General features: G+C 45.0%; 20 protein-coding genes. 12 read left to right on the top strand and 8 right to left on the bottom strand.

Going from position 1 to position 17,595, the window contains the following annotated elements; all coding sequences use genetic code 11:
- Nucleotides 1-244 precede the first annotated feature (244 nt).
- The 10 genes from HWN40_RS11920 to HWN40_RS11875 all read left to right on the top strand — a co-directional run bounded on the left by HWN40_RS11920 (nt 245) and on the right by HWN40_RS11875 (nt 9,279).
- Complete coding sequence (locus HWN40_RS11920; protein WP_176965940.1) at nt 245-733, top strand: ferritin family protein; 489 nt, start codon at nt 245-247, stop codon at nt 731-733.
- Nucleotides 734-746: 13 nt separating this feature from the next.
- A complete protein-coding gene (locus tag HWN40_RS11915; RefSeq protein WP_176965939.1) occupies nt 747-1,961 on the top strand; it encodes an FprA family A-type flavoprotein in 1,215 nt (404 codons plus the stop codon).
- 67 nt (nt 1,962-2,028) lie between these two features.
- Entirely contained in the window at nt 2,029-2,304 is a 276-nt protein-coding gene (locus HWN40_RS11910; RefSeq protein ID WP_176965938.1) for a ferredoxin-thioredoxin reductase catalytic domain-containing protein, read from the top strand.
- A gap of 107 nt (nt 2,305-2,411) precedes the next feature.
- Nucleotides 2,412-2,900, top strand: a complete 489-nt coding sequence (locus tag HWN40_RS11905; protein WP_176965937.1) for a CBS domain-containing protein — start codon at nt 2,412-2,414, stop codon at nt 2,898-2,900.
- Nucleotides 2,901-2,903: 3 nt separating this feature from the next.
- Nucleotides 2,904-4,103 (top strand): cation:proton antiporter, encoded by a 1,200-nt coding sequence (locus tag HWN40_RS11900; protein ID WP_176965936.1) that lies wholly within the window; start codon nt 2,904-2,906, stop codon nt 4,101-4,103.
- A gap of 63 nt (nt 4,104-4,166) precedes the next feature.
- Entirely contained in the window at nt 4,167-4,631 is a 465-nt protein-coding gene (locus HWN40_RS11895; protein WP_176965935.1) for a PAS domain-containing protein, read from the top strand.
- Between the two features lie 111 nt (nt 4,632-4,742).
- Nucleotides 4,743-5,591, top strand: a complete 849-nt coding sequence (locus HWN40_RS11890) for a PfkB family carbohydrate kinase (protein WP_176965934.1) — start codon at nt 4,743-4,745, stop codon at nt 5,589-5,591.
- A 53-nt stretch (nt 5,592-5,644) separates the two neighbouring features.
- Nucleotides 5,645-8,338: a cation-translocating P-type ATPase gene (locus HWN40_RS11885; RefSeq protein ID WP_176965933.1), complete on the top strand. Its 2,694-nt coding sequence runs from the start codon at nt 5,645-5,647 to the stop codon at nt 8,336-8,338.
- A gap of 89 nt (nt 8,339-8,427) precedes the next feature.
- Entirely contained in the window at nt 8,428-8,835 is a 408-nt protein-coding gene (locus HWN40_RS11880) for a bacteriohemerythrin (protein WP_176965932.1), read from the top strand.
- A 72-nt stretch (nt 8,836-8,907) separates the two neighbouring features.
- A complete protein-coding gene (locus HWN40_RS11875; RefSeq protein WP_176965931.1) occupies nt 8,908-9,279 on the top strand; it encodes an ArsR/SmtB family transcription factor in 372 nt (123 codons plus the stop codon).
- A gap of 4 nt (nt 9,280-9,283) precedes the next feature.
- On the opposite strand, the gene nikR is transcribed toward HWN40_RS11875, so the two are convergent.
- Nucleotides 9,284-9,703 carry a nickel-responsive transcriptional regulator NikR gene (gene nikR / locus HWN40_RS11870; RefSeq protein WP_176965930.1) on the bottom strand — a complete coding sequence of 140 codons (420 nt, stop codon included), beginning with the start codon at nt 9,701-9,703 and terminating at the stop codon, nt 9,284-9,286.
- Nucleotides 9,704-9,846: 143 nt separating this feature from the next.
- On the opposite strand from nikR, the gene purC reads away from it, so the two are divergent.
- Together purC and HWN40_RS11860 are read left to right on the top strand one after the other, a co-directional pair.
- On the top strand, nt 9,847-10,560 hold the full coding sequence (purC, locus tag HWN40_RS11865) for a phosphoribosylaminoimidazolesuccinocarboxamide synthase (protein ID WP_176965929.1): 714 nt from the start codon (nt 9,847-9,849) through the stop codon (nt 10,558-10,560).
- A gap of 58 nt (nt 10,561-10,618) precedes the next feature.
- On the top strand, nt 10,619-12,067 hold the full coding sequence (locus HWN40_RS11860; RefSeq protein WP_176965928.1) for a phytoene desaturase family protein: 1,449 nt from the start codon (nt 10,619-10,621) through the stop codon (nt 12,065-12,067).
- Between the two features lie 18 nt (nt 12,068-12,085).
- On the opposite strand, the gene HWN40_RS11855 is transcribed toward HWN40_RS11860, so the two are convergent.
- From HWN40_RS11855 to yciH, 7 genes are all read right to left on the bottom strand, one after another.
- Nucleotides 12,086-12,778 carry a TIGR00153 family protein gene (locus HWN40_RS11855; RefSeq protein ID WP_176965927.1) on the bottom strand — a complete coding sequence of 231 codons (693 nt, stop codon included), beginning with the start codon at nt 12,776-12,778 and terminating at the stop codon, nt 12,086-12,088.
- Nucleotides 12,775-13,761: an inorganic phosphate transporter gene (locus HWN40_RS11850; RefSeq protein WP_425487356.1), complete on the bottom strand. Its 987-nt coding sequence runs from the start codon at nt 13,759-13,761 to the stop codon at nt 12,775-12,777. The genes HWN40_RS11855 and HWN40_RS11850 overlap by 4 nt, the downstream gene beginning before the upstream one ends.
- Before the next feature lie 163 nt (nt 13,762-13,924).
- The gene (locus tag HWN40_RS11845; protein WP_176965925.1) at nt 13,925-15,163 is read right to left on the bottom strand and encodes an Nre family DNA repair protein; all 1,239 of its coding nucleotides are present in this window, start codon (nt 15,161-15,163) and stop codon (nt 13,925-13,927) included.
- Nucleotides 15,160-15,522, bottom strand: a complete 363-nt coding sequence (locus tag HWN40_RS11840; RefSeq protein WP_176965924.1) for a transcriptional regulator — start codon at nt 15,520-15,522, stop codon at nt 15,160-15,162. The genes HWN40_RS11845 and HWN40_RS11840 overlap by 4 nt, the downstream gene beginning before the upstream one ends.
- Nucleotides 15,523-15,545: 23 nt before the next feature.
- Nucleotides 15,546-15,917, bottom strand: coding sequence for an iron-sulfur cluster assembly scaffold protein (locus tag HWN40_RS11835; protein ID WP_176965923.1), 372 nt, complete (start codon nt 15,915-15,917; stop codon nt 15,546-15,548).
- A 22-nt stretch (nt 15,918-15,939) separates the two neighbouring features.
- Nucleotides 15,940-17,109 (bottom strand): cysteine desulfurase NifS, encoded by a 1,170-nt coding sequence (gene nifS, locus HWN40_RS11830; protein WP_176965922.1) that lies wholly within the window; start codon nt 17,107-17,109, stop codon nt 15,940-15,942.
- Between the two features lie 159 nt (nt 17,110-17,268).
- A complete protein-coding gene (gene yciH / locus HWN40_RS11825; protein ID WP_176965921.1) occupies nt 17,269-17,577 on the bottom strand; it encodes a stress response translation initiation inhibitor YciH in 309 nt (102 codons plus the stop codon).
- Between the last annotated feature and the right edge of the window lie 18 nt (nt 17,578-17,595).

The raw sequence follows: 17,595 nt of genomic DNA, 5'->3' as shown, positions 1-17,595 counted from the left end.
GGGATTCAAATTAAATATAAACTCTTTAATGTTCGATTTTAGATAAAAAGGTTTCTAAATAAAGGTATAGGTAGCCCCATTTCTGATATTGCTAGCATCAGTGAACCCGCTTGTCAGAGGCTACCTTCGTAAGATATATTAAGCCTTAGTCAGATAGGCAAATACAGTGGGTTTTGTTCTTAATTCTGACAAACACGCAGTATTGCTAGTTAAGTTATGATAATAATTTGTCAGGGGTATTAATATGAAAGATGTTCTACATGAAATAGCAGAGAAACTCGACAGGCTGGAATCGATAGATGAAGCAATTGCCATGGCAATTGAACTGGAGGAAGAAGGAAGGGAGTACTACCTCGAAAGGGCTTCAAGTATGGAGCATGAGACTGGTAAGAGCCTGTACAAGTTCCTTGCTGACGAAGAGAAAAAACATGCCGAATACCTGAGGCAGTACAGGGAAAGCAAGAAAGCACCTGTTGTTGAGTTTGAGTATCCTGACTTCAAGGCTTCTTTCAGGGAGGAGTTCTCAGATAAAACACTCGAAGAGGTGGGAGTGTTGCTCGGCGCGCTCAGATTCGAACACAAGAGCGAATTCTTCTACGAAGAGCTTGCAAAGAAAGCCACCGATCAGGAACAGAAAGAATTCTTCGAAAACATGGAAGATGTGGAGAGGAGCCATTACAGGATAATTGAAGAGCTCCTTGACTACGCAACCCAGTTCAGAATGCAGACATGAGTAGGGGATTCCTATGGACGATTATGAGCCATTGAAAGTGGCCGAAGGTATCTACTGGGTGGGTGTTGTAGACTGGAACCTGCGTGATTTCCATGGTTATGAGACTCCCAAGGGTGGAAGCTACAATGCATACCTGGTGATTGACGAGAAGATCGCATTGATAGATACGGTAAAGGCGCCCTTTGCAGAAGAAATGCTAAAGCGCATAAGCCAGATAGTTGATCCGTCAAAGATCGACTATGTTATCTCGAACCATGTTGAAATGGATCATTCCAGTTCCATATCCAGAATAATGGAGATTGCACCTGATGCGAAATTATTTGCATCATCCAAGGGCAAAACAGGTCTTTATGAGTATTATAAGGAAGAAGGATTTGATGACTGGGACCTGCAGGTCGTAGGCACGGGAGATGAGCTGAGCCTTGGAAAGCGGACATTGATGTTCATTGAGGCCACCATGCTTCACTGGCCGGACAGTATGCAGACATATGTCAAGGAGGATAAGATCCTATTCTCCAATGATGCCTTCGGTCAGCATATCGCCACATCAAAGCGTTTTGATGATGAGGTAGAGGATGTGATGGAAGATGCTGCCATCTACTATGCCAATATACTGCTTCCTTTCAGCTCCCAGATCCTGAAGTATGTTGACAAGCTGGGTGAACTGGGTATCGGTACGGATATAATGATAGCACCTGCCCACGGAGTCATATGGCGGAAAGACCCGGCAAAGGTTATAGAAGCTTATGGACGATGGGCAAAGGGAGAAACTTCGGAGAAGGTATTGGTCCTGTATGATACCATGTGGGGCAGTACCGAGAAGATGGCAAAGGAAATAGTAGAGGGTGTACGTTCCGCAGGTGTGGAGGTCAGGCTGCGCCATCTTAGAAAGAATGACTGGAGCATGACCATGAAAGAGGTCATGGAGTCTCCCGTTATTGCCATCGGATCGCCTACAATGAACAATAAGATGTTCTATACGATCTCCGGTTTTCTCACATATATGACGGGACTCCGGCCAAAGGGCAAGAAGTTCTTCCTGTTCGGTTCCTACGGATGGGGAGGAGGAGCTGTTAAGGGTATGGAAAAGGAGCTGGAATCCGCAAGATTTGAAATGCCTGTGGAAAGTCTTCAGGTTAAATTCCGTCCATTCGAGGAAGATCTTGAGGACTGCAAGGCTGTCGGACAGAAACTCGCAGAATTAGCTAAGGAAGAGGCAAAATATTAAATCCATGCGAACAGTTTAATTTGTGTAAATAAAACAGACGTGGTTTAGTTAAACAGAAGTGGTAAAAATGAAATTCGAAGGTGAACTTGAATCTGAATTCTATGAAAGGTCTAAGAAAAATGCAGAGCAAACAGGGTACAAGCTCAACACTGACTGGGATGTGATCACCACAGCGGTAAAGGGCATCGCCAACAATAAGAAACAATACGGAGAATGGTACTGCTTCTGTCAGAAAAGAACCGGTGACAAGGAAAAGGACAAGAAGATCATCTGTCCGTGTGCCGCAAGGGCAAGAGATGTTGAAAACCGTGGTGCCTGCAAGTGCGGACTCTATATTAAATAAAATCCTCCGCGCATTTGCGTGAGGACAGACACCTTTTTTCTTCTTTTTTAGCCAATTCACGGATATTTTTCTTGAAAACATTTGATCAACAGATAAAGGTGATTTAAATGCAGGATGATGCTGAAGAACGAATTTCCTCCCGGGACAGCTCGAAGCTTTCCGATCAGTGTAAAAACATATCCGTAAGTGAGATCATGTCCAGGGACCCTGTGAGTTTCAGGGAGGACGACACTATTGAAAGTATCATCAAAGTGATGCTGGAATACTCATATCATATTTATCCGGTTGTCGATAAGAGAAGAAACCTTGTTGGAACCATAGATCCGGGTAATGTACTTGAATTTCTCTTTTTTGAGAGGATCCCCCGAAACAACCACACTCATCTTATGGCTGTAAGATCTTTAAGTGAGACTGCTGAAAAAATGATGGTAGATCACCCGCTAACTGTCGATCACAAAACGGATTTGTGTGATGTTGCAGATCTTATGATGAAACACCATCTTGAACGCATATGTGTTGTCAACGGCAACAAGCTCCTGGGAGTGGTCTCCAGGTTGGATCTGATAAAAAAGATATGCAGCTTACGGAGCAACTGATGAATGGAAGTCCTTTTTCAGATATTGCTGATACTTCTGTTTGCAAGGTTACTCGGTGAGGCCACAGAAAGACTGGGCCTTCTTTCAATTGTAGGAGAAATTTCTGCTGGTTTTATATTTGCCTTTTTACTGAGGCCCACAAACACGGAGGTCTTTGGTTTTTTTGCAGAGCTTGGGGCTATTTTCCTGCTTTTTACCGCCGGATACAGGGAAGTACATCTAAAGGATCTTGAAGATACTTCTATAAAAGCCCTGATCCCAACGGTGTTTCAGATATTCGTATCTTTTTCCTTTGGATTCCTGATCGGAAGGATCTTTGGTTTTGGATATATCGAAAGTCTTTTCATGGCCGTGGCCTTCAGTCCGACCAGTATAAGTGTGGTCATAAGAACCCTTATAGATTCTGATTACCTTTCCAGCAAAGCCGGTTCACTGATGCTTACATCCACCATATTCGATGACATAATCGGTATATTTCTTCTCTCCATCGTAGTTTCGCTGGCAAACTCAAATCAGCTACTTCCGGGAACTTCTGTTATGGGTATTTCATTCAGGATCATAGTTTTCATAATAATCATGCTGTTACTTGGATTAAAAATACTGCCGTTTGCTTTCGGTTATATCCAGAAGATGCATACAAGGGAATCCCTGTTCTCCTTTGTTATCATCGTGGCTCTTTTCTGCGCCTACCTGTCCCAGGTGTTCGGACTTCATCCGGCTATCGGGGCTTTTCTGGGAGGCGTTATACTTTCTGACCTGCCCTTTGCAAAGATAGATGTCATACAGAAAGAGGTCAACGGTCTGGCTTACGGCCTGTTCACACCCCTGTTCTTTGCTTTTATCGGTTTTTCAGTCGAGATGGCTATAAACGCCACATCTGTTCTTTTCGCTATCTCTGTAGTTGTCATGGCTTTACTTGCTAAGCTTATAGGTGGTTTTGTGGGCACAAAACTGATAGGTTTCGATAATGTGGACAGTCTGATATTCGGTGTGGGTATGATGCCAAGGGCAGGTGTGGAACTTGTAATCATCAGTATTGGAAGGCAACTCGGGGTTATCCGGGAAGAAATTTTCTCGGCAATTGTACTCATGGTGATAGTATCGATCATATTGTCTCCTTTCATGCTTGAAAGGGCCATCCGTTACAAGGAAAGTATCATGTCTTCCATGCAGGAGCCAGTATCTGCGGATACAGGTCAGTAATTACTTAAGCTATAGCATGAAAAATAAATAGTGCAATATTACCAACCATTGGGGGACGGATGTATGGCAAGGCACGAGGTAGAATTTGAGGAGCAGATATCCCTTGAAGACAATTATGACGAAAAAGTAAAGCCTGTGGATACTATACGTGGCTCTGAAATGTATGTGAGGGCTCTTGAGAAGCTAGTCAACCACATGCCTGTGGTTGCTTTTGTTCGTGAGGCCAGGGAGGGAGGAATGGTAGAGTTCATTTCGGACAATATCTCTGAATTCGGATACCGTGCAGAGGATTTCCATTCCGGAAAACTTGCATATGGTGATATGATCGATCCGGAAGATGCTGCAGGGGCTCTGCTTGAACTACAGGAGAACGCCAGGGAAGGAGCCTATGATTTCGTCCAGACGTACCGGATCAGGACCGGTGATGGTCAGGTTAAATGGGTACAGGAGAATACCTGCATTTTTAGAAATGATGAGGGAAGACCGGTCTATTATACAGGTACGTTGAAAGAGATCAAGGAACAGTAACCAGCCGCTGTTCGAGGTGAGAGCATATCCCGGGTTTTTGCTATAAGTGAGACATTCCTGGACATCCTTTTTGAGGCCGGAAGCGTACGCTCTGCCTGTCCTGGCGGGTCCATGCTCAACAGCACAGTATCCCTGGGAAGAGCAGGGGCAGAAGTATTCCTCTTAACAGAGTTTGCAGATGACGATATAGGACATCTTATCTGCCAGTTCCTGAAAGACAATAGTGTTTCCACTGAACTGATATCTATCTATAATGGCAGAAAATCTCCCCTGGCACTTGCTTTTCTCAATGTAGAGAATGATGCCAGATACAGCTTCTATGAGGACTTTCCCGTTTCAAGAAGCCTGAAAACGATAAGTGATCTCTCTTCGGAGGATATCATCATGTTCAGTTCTATACTCGCGGTTTCCAGGGAGATCAGACCCGAACTAAAAACCCTGCTTGATGAAGCAAAAAGTAAAGGTGCTTCCATAATATATGATCCCAATATCAGGCCATCTCATGGCATGTCATCTGAAGATACTGCAGAAATGGTACAGGAAAATATCGCTTATGCAGATATCGTGAGGGCATCCCATGAGGACATGATTAGTTTGGAGGGACTCGTTAATGCCGATGATGCCTATGATTATGTACGGGACAGTGGTTGTATGTGTCTCATATACACCATGGGAAAGGATGGAGTATGTCTGCGCACACCGGAGCTATCAAAGTATTACAGTACTCCTGAAATTGAAACGGCAAGTACCGTCGGTGCCGGTGACAACTTCAATGCTGGTATTGTCTACCAGTTTCTATGTGAAAATATTTCGCCCTCAAAAGCTCAAAGAATGTCCGAATCCGTGTGGGACAGGGTCATCGAAAGAGGCATGGGATTTGCTTCTTATGTCTGCAGAATAAATGAAAACTATATCTCCGGCAGCTTTGCCGCAAATATCAAAAGTTTACGTAAAGGGTGACAGATATAGTTTATTACGTAAGAGCTTGTATAGCTTAATGGGAGGTAGCCCGGGTGGTCGAAGGTTCAAATCAGCTTGATGAAGTATTTACAGAAGTAGACAGTTCTGAAAAAGGACTTAATGAAGAACAGGTACGGGAACGTCTTGATAAATACGGAATGAACCAGCTCAAAGAGGCAAAAAAGACCACCGCAAGGGATATTCTTGTAAGACAGTTCAAGAACTTCATAATCTGGGTACTCATTGCGGCTGCATTTCTCTCTCTTCTGGTTGATGAGATAATCAACTTCTGGGTCATAATGGTAATCGTTTCTATTGTTGTGATACTCGGTTTCTTCCAGGAGTATCGTGCTGAGAAAGCCATGGAGTCTCTTCAGAGGATAGTCCAGCCTGAGACCACTGTGGTAAGGGAAGGCAAACCTCGCAAAGTGAAGAGCAGAGAGGTCGTTCCGGGTGATATACTCATGCTGGAGAGCGGGGACAGGGTTCCTGCTGATGCTGTGGTCTTTGAAAGCGTTGCTTTGAGACTTGATGAGGCCGCCCTGACAGGTGAGAGTCAGCCGGTGGGTAAAGGTATATCAGATAAGATATTTGCCGGTACCCAGATAGTTCACGGAAAGTGCAGGGGCGTTGTGACTGACACCGGTATGGAAACAAAACTTGGTCAGATCGCAGGTCTTATCCAGATGAAGGAAGAGGAGACTCCCCTTCAGAAAAGGATAGCAAAGTTGTCTCGCACCCTTGCCGGTCTTGCACTTGTGGCCTCTCTTCTGGCACTTGCCATCGGGGTTCTCCAGGGTGCGCCTCTTGAAGAGATGCTGCTGATAGCCATTGCACTTGCAGTGGGAGCAGTACCCGAAGGCCTGCCTCTGACCATGACAATGACCCTTGCCTTTGGTATGCGACGCCTGGCACAACATAACGCTATCATCCGGAAGATGCTGGGAGTGGAGACGCTTGGTTCCACGGATGTCATCTGTACGGATAAGACCGGGACGCTGACCCGTAATGAGATGACAGTGGGACGGATACTGGTCAACGAGGAAATAATCGAGGTCACAGGTTCCGGGTATACTCCAAAGGGTGAGTTCCTTGAGAATGAAAAGAATAGGGAAATAAAGCAAGATCCCACTGCATTGAAATTGCTCAAGGCCATAGCACTGTGCAATAACTCATCCCTGGAAAAGAGGGATGACAAATGGGACGTTGTGGGAGATCCTACCGAGATAGCACTCACCGTTGTGGCTGCAAAGGCTGACCTCTGGAAGGACGACCTTGAGGATGATTACCCAAGGGTCGAGGAAATCGTGTTCACATCCGAAAGAAAGTTGATGACCACAGTACACGAGAACGAAGGAGAAACCGTCTCGTTCACAAAAGGTGCTCCAGAGAGTGTTATTGAAGTCTGCGATGACATCGAGATCGATGGTGATATCGTCTCTCTGGACGATGAGATGCGCAGGCAGATAATGGATAAGAACCTGGAGTTTGCAAGTTCTGCCTACAGAGTGCTGGCGGTTGCCTACAGGGAAGATCCGGACACCTCCTCCGAAGCAACCATAGAAGAACACATGACCTTCCTGGGACTTGTGGCGATGATAGACCCTCCCCGCGAAGAAGTAAAGGAAGCTGTGGCAACGAGTCATAAGGCCGGGGTAAGGGTGGTTATGATAACAGGTGACAATCAGGAGACCGCAAAGGCCATAGCCGGTAGTATAGGTCTTTTTGACTACAAGACCAAATGTGGGTTGCCTGAGCATGTGGAGGTCAAAGACCGGGAAAAGGTCATGCGTATTGTCGAAGACTGTGCTATTACGGGGCAGGAACTGGACGAACTGGATGATGAGGAGTTCGAAGCACTGGTGGACCACATCAATATATATGCCAGGACCATGCCCGAGCAGAAACTCAGGATTGTCGGGGCACTTCAGAAACAGGGACATATAGCTGCCATGACTGGTGACGGTGTGAACGATGCTCCTGCGCTGAAGAAGGCCGATATAGGTATTGCAATGGGTATTAAGGGTACTGATGTTGCCAAGGAGTCCAGTGTGATGGTGCTTCAGGATGACAATTTCGCCACAATCGTGGAGGCTGTAAGAAGAGGCAGGGCTATCTACGAGAACATCGAGAAGTTCACCACCTATCTGATCTCAAGAAACTTTACCGAGGTTATACTGATTATCCTGGGTATAACCCTGCTTGGTTACGAACTTATACCGCTTCTGGCTTTGCAGATTCTGTTCATCAATATGTTCAGTGAGATCATGCCGTCCATAGGACTGGGACTGGACCCTCCGGAAGAGGGTATAATGGACCGGGACCCTAGGGACCCGAATGAGAGTATACTCAACAGACGCAACCTTGTGTTGATGATAAGCAACGCTCTTGTTATGGGTTCGGCATCTCTGCTGGTATTTGTATTAAACGATCCTGCCGAGAATACGCAGTTTGCAAGGACAGTAACCTTCGCAACAGTGGTCAGCATGATATTGTTCGTACCCTTTGCGTTCAGGTCTCTTGACAAATCCATATTCAGCAGGGGCTTTCTTACAAATAAGATCATGCTGGTAGGTGTAACGGTGAGCTTCCTGCTGACGCTGTCTGCAATGTATATTCCGTTCCTCAGCAATATTTTCGAGCTGGTGCCCCTGACAGCACAGCAATGGATACTGCCGATCGGAATTGCATTCTCCACAATGCTTGTGATCGAGCTGATCAAGGCTGTAACAAAGGGTATTAAATGAAATAGCGGGTTGCAGTGCTCTAAGGGCAGCAGGTACTTGCTGCCAATTTATTTATATATTTTTATATCAATATTTATTTGTGATTTAATATGGCACTTGTAACCTGGTCTGATAAATACAGCATGAACATAAAGGAAATCGATGAACAGCACAAGAATCTGGTGCGCATGATCAATGAGCTGCATGATGCAATGCTGAATGCCAAGAGCAAGGAGGTTGCCCTTGGAATAATTAATGAGATGGCTGAATATACTCAATATCATTTCTCCACTGAAGAAAAGTACATGGTACAGTACAAATATCCGGAATATGCGGCACATAAAAAAGAACATGACAAATTTATCCAGCAGGTCGGGGATTTCAAAAAAGATTATGAGAGCGGGAAGGCCGGTCTGAGCTTCGATCTACTCAATTTCCTCAAGAACTGGCTTGTGAACCATATACAGGAAAGTGACAAAAAGTACTCTCCATTCTTCAATGAAAAGGGTCTGAACTGATCCATCCCTTTTTTTTTACATGTTCATGAGGGTTACAAAACTTATTAACCCTCAGGGACAATAGTCAAGCAGATGAAAATAGAATCAAGTCAGGAGTGCCCTGAGCCATATTTCCTCCCTGATGATGTGGCCTTAAAGGTCCATGAAGCCATGCAAGAGGACGTAGGCTCGCTGGTATCCCTTTTTAAAGTGTTGTCTGATCCCGTAAGGGTACATATACTTAAAGCCCTTGAGGTAAGCGACCTCTGTGTCTGTGTTCTGGTAGAGATTACCGATTACAAGCATTCGGCACTATCCTACCATCTGAAGATGCTCAAGGACGCAAACCTGGTAGAATCAAAAAGAGAGAGGAATTTCCAGGTATACTGCTTAACGGATTTTGGTAAAAACCTTTTAAGGACGATGGAATCGTCCTTCAGTGAAAAATTACAGGATCAATTGTAGTCCTTCAGGTTTCGGCAGGGAGTGCGGTATTGAGCTTTACGTAGGTAACGCCCTTTAATGACATGATCCTCTCGGCGACGGCTTTAACATCCTCACCCTCTCCGTCAAGGATCACTACCTCGAGGCAGTTATCATGGTCCAGATGGATGTGGATAGCTGACTTTATAAGGTGCGCATATTCATGCTGTATGTCTGTCAGGGCACTTGAAAGACCACGCTTGGTGTGGTCATAGATCAATGTTATCGTGCCCACACGCCTGCCTTTTACATCGCTCATCCATTCGTAGTGTGTGATGTAGTTCCGGATAGCATCTCTTATGCCTTCCGATCTTGAAGAATAGCCTCTTTTCTCAATGATCGCGTCAAATTTGCTAAGCAGGTTTTCGGGAAGTGACACACCTATACGCATAAGTTCCTGGTCCAATAAGATCACCTTCAATAGTCACATATGACTGAAATAATAACATTTCGTATGCATTTATAGTACATATGTTAAAACATAAATAATTATACTATATCAGCATAAAGCATTAGAACAAAAAAAGCCTTAGTCGAGAAGTGATGCCGATGAAAAGAGAAGAATTGTATTCAGGTAAAGCAAAAACAATTTACAAGACAGATGATCCAGCTAAGCTTATTGCCCAGTTCAGGGACAGCCTGACAGCATTCGACGGCAAGAAAAAGAGTGAGGCTGCAAAGAAAGGCTATTATAACGCCCAGATATCCAGAAAGATCTTCGAGATGCTCGAAGAGGAAGGTATCAAGACCCATTATATTGAAATGGAATCCGATACCGATATGCTTGTGGATGCAGTGGAGATAATAGCAATTGAAGTAATACCACGTAATATCGCAGCAGGTTCCATAACACGCAAGTATCCTATAGAAGAGGGAACTGTTTTTGACAAACCTGTGATAGTTCTGGACTACAAGAGCGATGAGTATGGTGACCCGATGCTCAACGAAGATATTACAGTAGCACTTGGTATAGCAACTTACGAGGAGATAGCACAGATACGTGAAATGGCACTCAAGATCAACGATATCCTTGTAAAATATCTTGATGAAAAAGGATTCCTTCTCCCGGATTTCAAACTTGAGTTCGGAAGAAAGGGCGGGGAGATCGTGGTGGCCGATGAGATATCATGTGATACCTGCAGGCTCTGGGACAAAAGTACGGGACAGTCCATGGATAAGGATATATTCCGCTTTGACAAGGGTGATCTTTCCAAGGCATACGAAGAAGTTGCAAGGCGCATAGTACCCGAGATATTCGAGTAAAAACAAATATATACTATTACATCATATTTTTCCATATGAGAAAATTTGAGGGGATTAAATGGAAAAATATGATGTAATAGTTGTGGGTGCAGGTATAAGCGGCCTGCTCTCGGCCCTGGCGCTGTCCAAACACGGTAACAGGGTGCTGGTTCTTGAAAAGAACAGATTTGTGGGTGGAAACTGTAACAGTTATATGGTTGATGGTTTCCAGGTGGACACAGGTGCCCATGCAATTACACATCTTGAAGTTGGTCCTCTGAGAAGGCTGATGGATAACTATTTTGATTATGTGCCGATCTTTGAGGATTATGGTAACTATTATGTGCGTACAGAAGATTCCTTTGTGAAGGTACCGTCCAATGTAAAGGAGTTTGTTACTTTTGACATACTTCCCAAAAAGGACAGGATAGTGGTTACGCAGGCCATTACAAAGGCACTGACATTATGCACTTTCGGGATAGACCTTTCAAAGCAGTCGGTCTATGATTCCATGCCAGGGAATCTTTCCAGGGACACATATGATTTCATGGATGCTATTTCCTATTTCCTTTCAGGCAAGGATATGAAACAGACATCCGCCCAGAGAATACTGGCAGGCAGCAGCTTTGTCAGGGACAGTGTCCCGCAGGAACAGATGGAAAGCATAATGAAGAATAACGAGAAGCCTCAGACGGAACCGGCTCTCAAATCCGTACTACCTACGAACCTGCATACATCCCTGCAGGCAAGAATGGATAGGGTTTCAAGACCGGTGTCATCCCTTGGAAGGCTGGCCACCAACCGTGTAAGCTATTCCCAGGGTTATCCCCGTAAGGGTCTCAAGGCACTCCTTAATGCACTGCTTTTCTCTCTTCCGAGAAGTGTTGAGATCAAAACCGAATGTGAGGTGAGCCGGATACTTACCGCCGACGGAAAAGCTGTTGGTGTCGAGGCTGATGATACATATTATGCAGATACCGTCATACATACGGGTTTTGTCACAGACCTGCCTAAAATGACGGAAAGCCTGCCTGCCTCTTACATGGATGAACTCAAAGGTGTAGTCCATACAAAGAGCCTTACTACATGGCTCGGGCTGGATACTGTAATGGATGAGTTCAGCTATATGGGGTCTGAGATCTGGTTCAAGGACAACCCCTACTGGGCGATGCCTATCAGTAACTATGATGCTTCACTCGCACCAAAAGGCAGACAGCTTATTGGTTTTAGTTTTATAATCAATGACGGAAAGAGCGAGGCTTCCGAGATCAAAAAGGCATATGAGACCATATACCGGGCCATACCTGCCGTAGAGGAGCACGTTGAGATGAAACACGAACAGATCACTGTTCCTGAAAAAGCGGCTGTTACCATTGACGGATACTTTGCGGATATCAGGACACCTGTTAAAAATCTCTATGTTGCCGGCACCGATACTGACAGACGCAGTATGGGTATCACACGTGCATCATATTCTGTAATCGAGTTATTAAAAAAGCTGAATGAGGACGGAAATCTGCACAGATAAAAAAAGGTTTGAGAAGGCTTACCTTCTCATTACCATAGTCCTGAGCCGATCTGCAGCATGCTCTGACTTGTCGGCGATATTACCAATTTCTGTTATGAGCCGCGATAGATGGTAGACACCTGCCCCTCCAAGTGACTCTTCTTCCATGAAGACCTTCTTCATAAGTTCCTTTTCCACAACATCGACCTGATGTTCCATCTCTTCCACTTCCACAACTAGTGCAAGGGTTTCTTCAACATCTCTCTTGCTGAAAGATGTTTCCAGGAGCTCGCTCAGGGTGTCAACAAGTTTCTCATACATCTCGACGGTTTTGAGTGTCTTGTCCATCAGTTCCATAAACCCTTTGCGGATATCCTCGGATGCTTCGAACCTTCTCAGGGTCAGCCAGTATGAGGCTTCCTGCGCATCGTCGGAGATCGAGTCCTGTGGTTTGAGGAAGCTGAGGAGATCATTAGCGTGCACCGGTAGCATTATGGAAGATGACAGTTCGGACCTGATCGTCTGCTTCAGGACATCCGCCTCATGCTCTATTGCATCGATCTCACGGTTGAGCTCCTCCACTCTCTGCATGTCTCCTTCACAATAGGCGTGCATGGCTTCACTGAGTTTTCTTACAGCCTCACCACCTTTGTTTGCATGCATTCCCAGTGGTTTGAACGGTGAGCTTGCAAATATATTCAATACCGAGCGGATATATTCTTTTTTGATCATATTCCAATCCCCATTAGTGCTGTAAATACGAGTGCGGATGTTAATGCCGCAACGGGCACTGTTACTATCCAGGAAACAACTATCTTCCATATCACACTTAAATCAACCGCTGCAAGACCACCTGCAAGACCCACGCCTATAACAGAGCCTACAAGCGTGTGTGTGGTCGAGATGGGAAGGGAGCTGAAACTGTGCAGAACTACCACAGAAGCCGTTGCAAACTCGGCCGAGAATCCTCTTGTGGGAGTAAGTTCTGTTATCTTGGTACCGATTGTTTCAATAACCCTGTATCCCCAGGTTGCAAGACCCAGGATCATACCAAATCCTCCCACTAACATGACCCAGAGCGGGATGGTCAAGCCTGCAAGTTCCAGAGCATGAAGTCCTGCATAGAGTGGTCCGACAGCATTTGCCACATCGTTTGAACCATGTGCGAATGCTATGTAACATGCGGTCAGGATCTGAAGACCCACAAATTTCTTCTCTATATTATACGGATCATCGGTTTTCTGTAATATGAAATACCGGATAAGCGAGAAGATCAAAAAGGCAAGCAAAGCACCAAGAAGAGGAGATACCAGCCAGCTTCCGACGATCTTTATAAGAACTCCCCACTGTATGTCTCCTAAAGCAATAATGCCGTTATATGCAGCTATTAAACCAAAACCAAGAACTGCTCCGACAATTGAGTGGGTCGTTGAGACCGGTAGATTATAAAAAGTAGCCAGCGTGATCCAGAAACCGGCAGCAAGAACAGCAGCAAGCATCCCGATAGCTACAAGATGCGAGTCAAGCAGACTGATAGAATCGATAGGTACTATGCCTTTGGCAATAGTGGTTGTAACCCGTTTTCCAAAAAAGACAGCACCTGCGAACTCAAAGATTGCTGCAACGATAATAACCTGTTTTATAGAAAGCGCACCGCTACCTACAGACGTTCCCATGGCATTGGCAAGATCGTTTGCGCCAATATTCCATGCCATATATAAACCTGCAATCACAAGTAAAATTACCAGCGGATCGAATAACACCATTTATTGTCCTCTATTTAGTTTTAGGTAGGGCAAAGGACCGTATATAGATAAATGTGTCTTGCATAGACTATATAGCAATATTTATTTTATATAGGTACACATGCGCATATGATCAAATATTGAAAAAAGAGTCAAGGGTCCGCTGCGCTTGTAAATCAGATAGCATCATGGCCTTTTCTTTCCATTTTCCATATGGTGTTTTGATACGGGTGGACATATCATTCAGTGCCGATTCCACTGACTCGAAGACCCTGGGTGTTGAATTCATGGCATCCCTTATTCCTTCACGCACTACCCATACACCAAGGGGTGCCCAGTAATCCGGCCTGATCTCCCTGACTGCAAATACCGAGGCCTGTCTGCGAATCTTTTTCAGATATTCAAGAACACCTAATCTGCCGGCGTAGTATCCTCCTGCAAGGTTGGAATACCCTTTTTTCCCTGAAAAACCCTCATTATCAGAATCTATCCAGGTGCTCTGTCCTGACCAGACTGCACGTGGCATCCATACTTCTATGAGCTCGAAGCTAAATGCACGTGGCATGAGCAGAACCTCGAAATGGTTGCCGAAAACACCTCCGCTGAAAACCTGTATATCACTTATTTGCTGGTAGTCTCTTATGTTTCCAAGCAGATCCTTTCCCACAAGGTCATCTACTGCGGTTATTGACCATCTTGTAGGTACAAGACGTCTCTCCTGTCCCAGCAGGCCAATGGAGAAAAGACGTGTGATATGCTCTGCAGGCACGCTGCTATCCCATAATTCCGAGATCGCATCCTTTGCAAGCGCATCGGTATCGTATACAAGAGAATCTACTTTTTTCGGAACCTTCGGGTTCTCAGTGATATCGAATTTCTTCAACTCTCCCGAAGGTCCCATGGGGGTGAGCACATTATCGAATTTGAGCTTGTTCTGTATGGGCTTGCTGAACCAGGCCTCGGTATCCACTGGTTTTTTAGATAGTGCCAGCTCCTGTGATCTTTCTATAAGAGGATTGTCAGGTTTGCGGGCATGCTTTACATTTATTCCGGTGTTTGCCCTGACCAGCCTGGAACGGGATGATATGACGTCCTGGATTCCCATTTTAAGCAGGGACTTAGGGTCTTCAAGCTGAATTGCTTCATCTCCCTCCAGCTCCGGTGGTATCATGGGACCCGCCCGTACCTCCGGATAATTATGTCTGCCTACAAAAACAGAAGGTGGGGATGCTCCGAATATGGATGTTTCACCTGAAGCACCTGGGCTTTTTGAGAATACTGATTCTACTGACCTGAATTTTTCCAGTATTGGGCAAAAAGGACGTCCGCAAAGTCCTTTTCCCTTACATTTGACACATAGGCTGCTGTTCAATTGCTCTCCGGTTCCCCACAAAGGATACATTGCTCAGCATCTGGTTCGTTCCTGTTCAGCCAGCCGGATTTCTGGACGTACTTGCATATATTGCACATCCCTGCAACCTCATCCTTTGGGCTCATGCCTGCAAGCAGCTCAAATGTAAAATTGCGTATCTCTTTGTATGTATCTTCAGAAAAATTGACCTCTGCTCCACGTTTCTCACTAAGATACTGGGATACGGCTGCTCTTGAAAGTCCCAGGACCTCTGCAGCTTCCTGCTGGCTGCGACCATGTTCACTAATGATCACGCGGGCAATTTCAGCACGGATGGCAGGTAAAACCCGTTGCACCATAATCTCACACGTTGTTTTCACAAAATCATCCTCTTTTTCAGGTATTAATCTGCAGTCTTCCCCCTGTAGTCCTCAATAGCCTTATGAAGGGCAACAAGTGCAAAACCCGAGCATCTCGTCTTATCTTCCGGCAGTCCTCCAAGGGCGTCGATCACATCCTTGTTGGTTAACTTGAGTGCTTCATCAATGGTCTTACCCTTTGCAAGCTGTGTGACCATTGTTGATGTGGATATAGCTACCACACATCCGAAGGTCTTGAATTTCACATCTTCCAGTACATCATCATTTACCTTGATATAGATAGTTATTATATCTCCGTCGACCGTGCTGCCAGTTTCACCAACACCGTCTGCATCTTCGATAACTCCTACATTCTTTGGATTGGTGAACTCTTCAATGACTTTTCTTGAATACATCAGCATCCTCCCTTAAAACCTGTCAGCATTTTGAAATAGCAGACATTTCCCTGAGTTTGTCAACACTTTCTTTCAGGGACTGAGCTACGTAATCGATCTCTTCCATAGTGTTATCCTTACCAAGACTTATCCTTATGGTTCCATGGATATAGTCCGTATCAACTCCTATGGAAGTTAAAACATGTGATTCCTTTTTGGATTTGGATGAACATGCGGAAGCCGTAGATACTGCAATGCCCTTGACATCAAGTAACATCTGAAGCGACTCGCCTTCTGCATACTTAAAGCTCAGGTTGACATTGTTTGGTAATCTCTTTTCCGAATGGCCGTTCAGTTGCACATCCTCTATGCTGTCAAATATTTTTGAGATTAGTGAATCACGGAGTTTGAGCATGTGTTCCGGATCGTTTCCGAGCCTTTCCTTTGCCAGGGAAGCAGCCTTCCCAAGGCCCACTATCCCCGGTATGTTCTCGGTTCCGGGTCGAAGTCCCTGCTCATGTCCTCCGCCGAATATGAAGGGTTCCAGGTCGGTGCCTTCTCTTACATATAAGGCCCCAGCTCCCTTCGGACCGTGTATCTTGTGAGAGGAGATGGCCAGCATATCAACTCCCAGGTCATCAACATTGACCGGTATCTTACCAAAGGTCTGTACCGCATCGGTATGGAGATATATGTCGTTTTCCTTTGCGATCTTTGAGATTTCCCTGATGGGTTGTATTGTACCTATCTCGTTGTTCGCATGCATTATACTGATTATCGAAGTGTTATCCTGTATTGAGTTTTCAAACTCATCCATATCCAGGATACCTTCACTGTCCACCGGCACGTATGTAACATCATAGCCGATACTTTCCAGGAAGGAACATGTACTGAGTACTGCAGGATGCTCTATCAATGAAGTGATTATGTGCTGGTCTTTGCCTTTTCCACTGTTCTTTTTTTCCAGAACTCCTCTGATGGCAAGATTGTCGGATTCAGTACCTCCTGATGTGAATATGATCTCGTCTGTTTTTGCACCGATGGACTCTGCAAGCTGTTGGCGGGCTGTGGAAAGTGCCTCTGAGGCTTCCTGGCCGAAGGAATGCAGACTTGATGCATTTCCGAATTTCTCTGTAAAATAAGGTAACATGGAATCGACCACAAGGGGATCTACCGGTGTGGTAGCACTGTGGTCCATATAAATGCGTTTCATAGTACTCATCATTACTAGAGGCTGCATTTCATAAATAGGTAACCTAAGGCCCTCGATTATTGGAAAAGTAGTCTACGGCCTGAGGTAATTGAAATTTTGTGTGAAGAGATGATTCACACAAAAAAACGGATACTGTATTTAGTATTCTATAAAAAACAATTAATCCTTTATTTGATCCGGAGAGAATCCCCGCTCAACAAGAACATCTTTCATGCGTCCTAGGTGGTTTCCCTGCAATTCGACACCATTGCCTTTTACAGTACCGCCACATGCAAACTTAGATTTCAAATATGTAGAAAGCTCATGCAGATCGATCTCATGGGCATCGAAGCCCTCAACAACCGTAACTTCCTTTCCATATCTTCTTCTATTTACTTTTACCGTTATTCTTTGCTGTTCTTTTGCCACTTCTTCACATATGCAAAGTTCCTTTGGCAATCCGCAGACCGAACACATTTCAGAACTCATCTTGTGGTATTTCCTCCG

Origin of the sequence: Methanolobus zinderi (genome assembly GCF_013388255.1) — an archaeon.
Taxonomy (GTDB): domain Archaea; phylum Halobacteriota; class Methanosarcinia; order Methanosarcinales; family Methanosarcinaceae; genus Methanolobus; species Methanolobus zinderi.
Note: the sequence above shows the minus strand (reverse complement) of the source record. Positions and strands in the feature narration are given on the sequence as shown.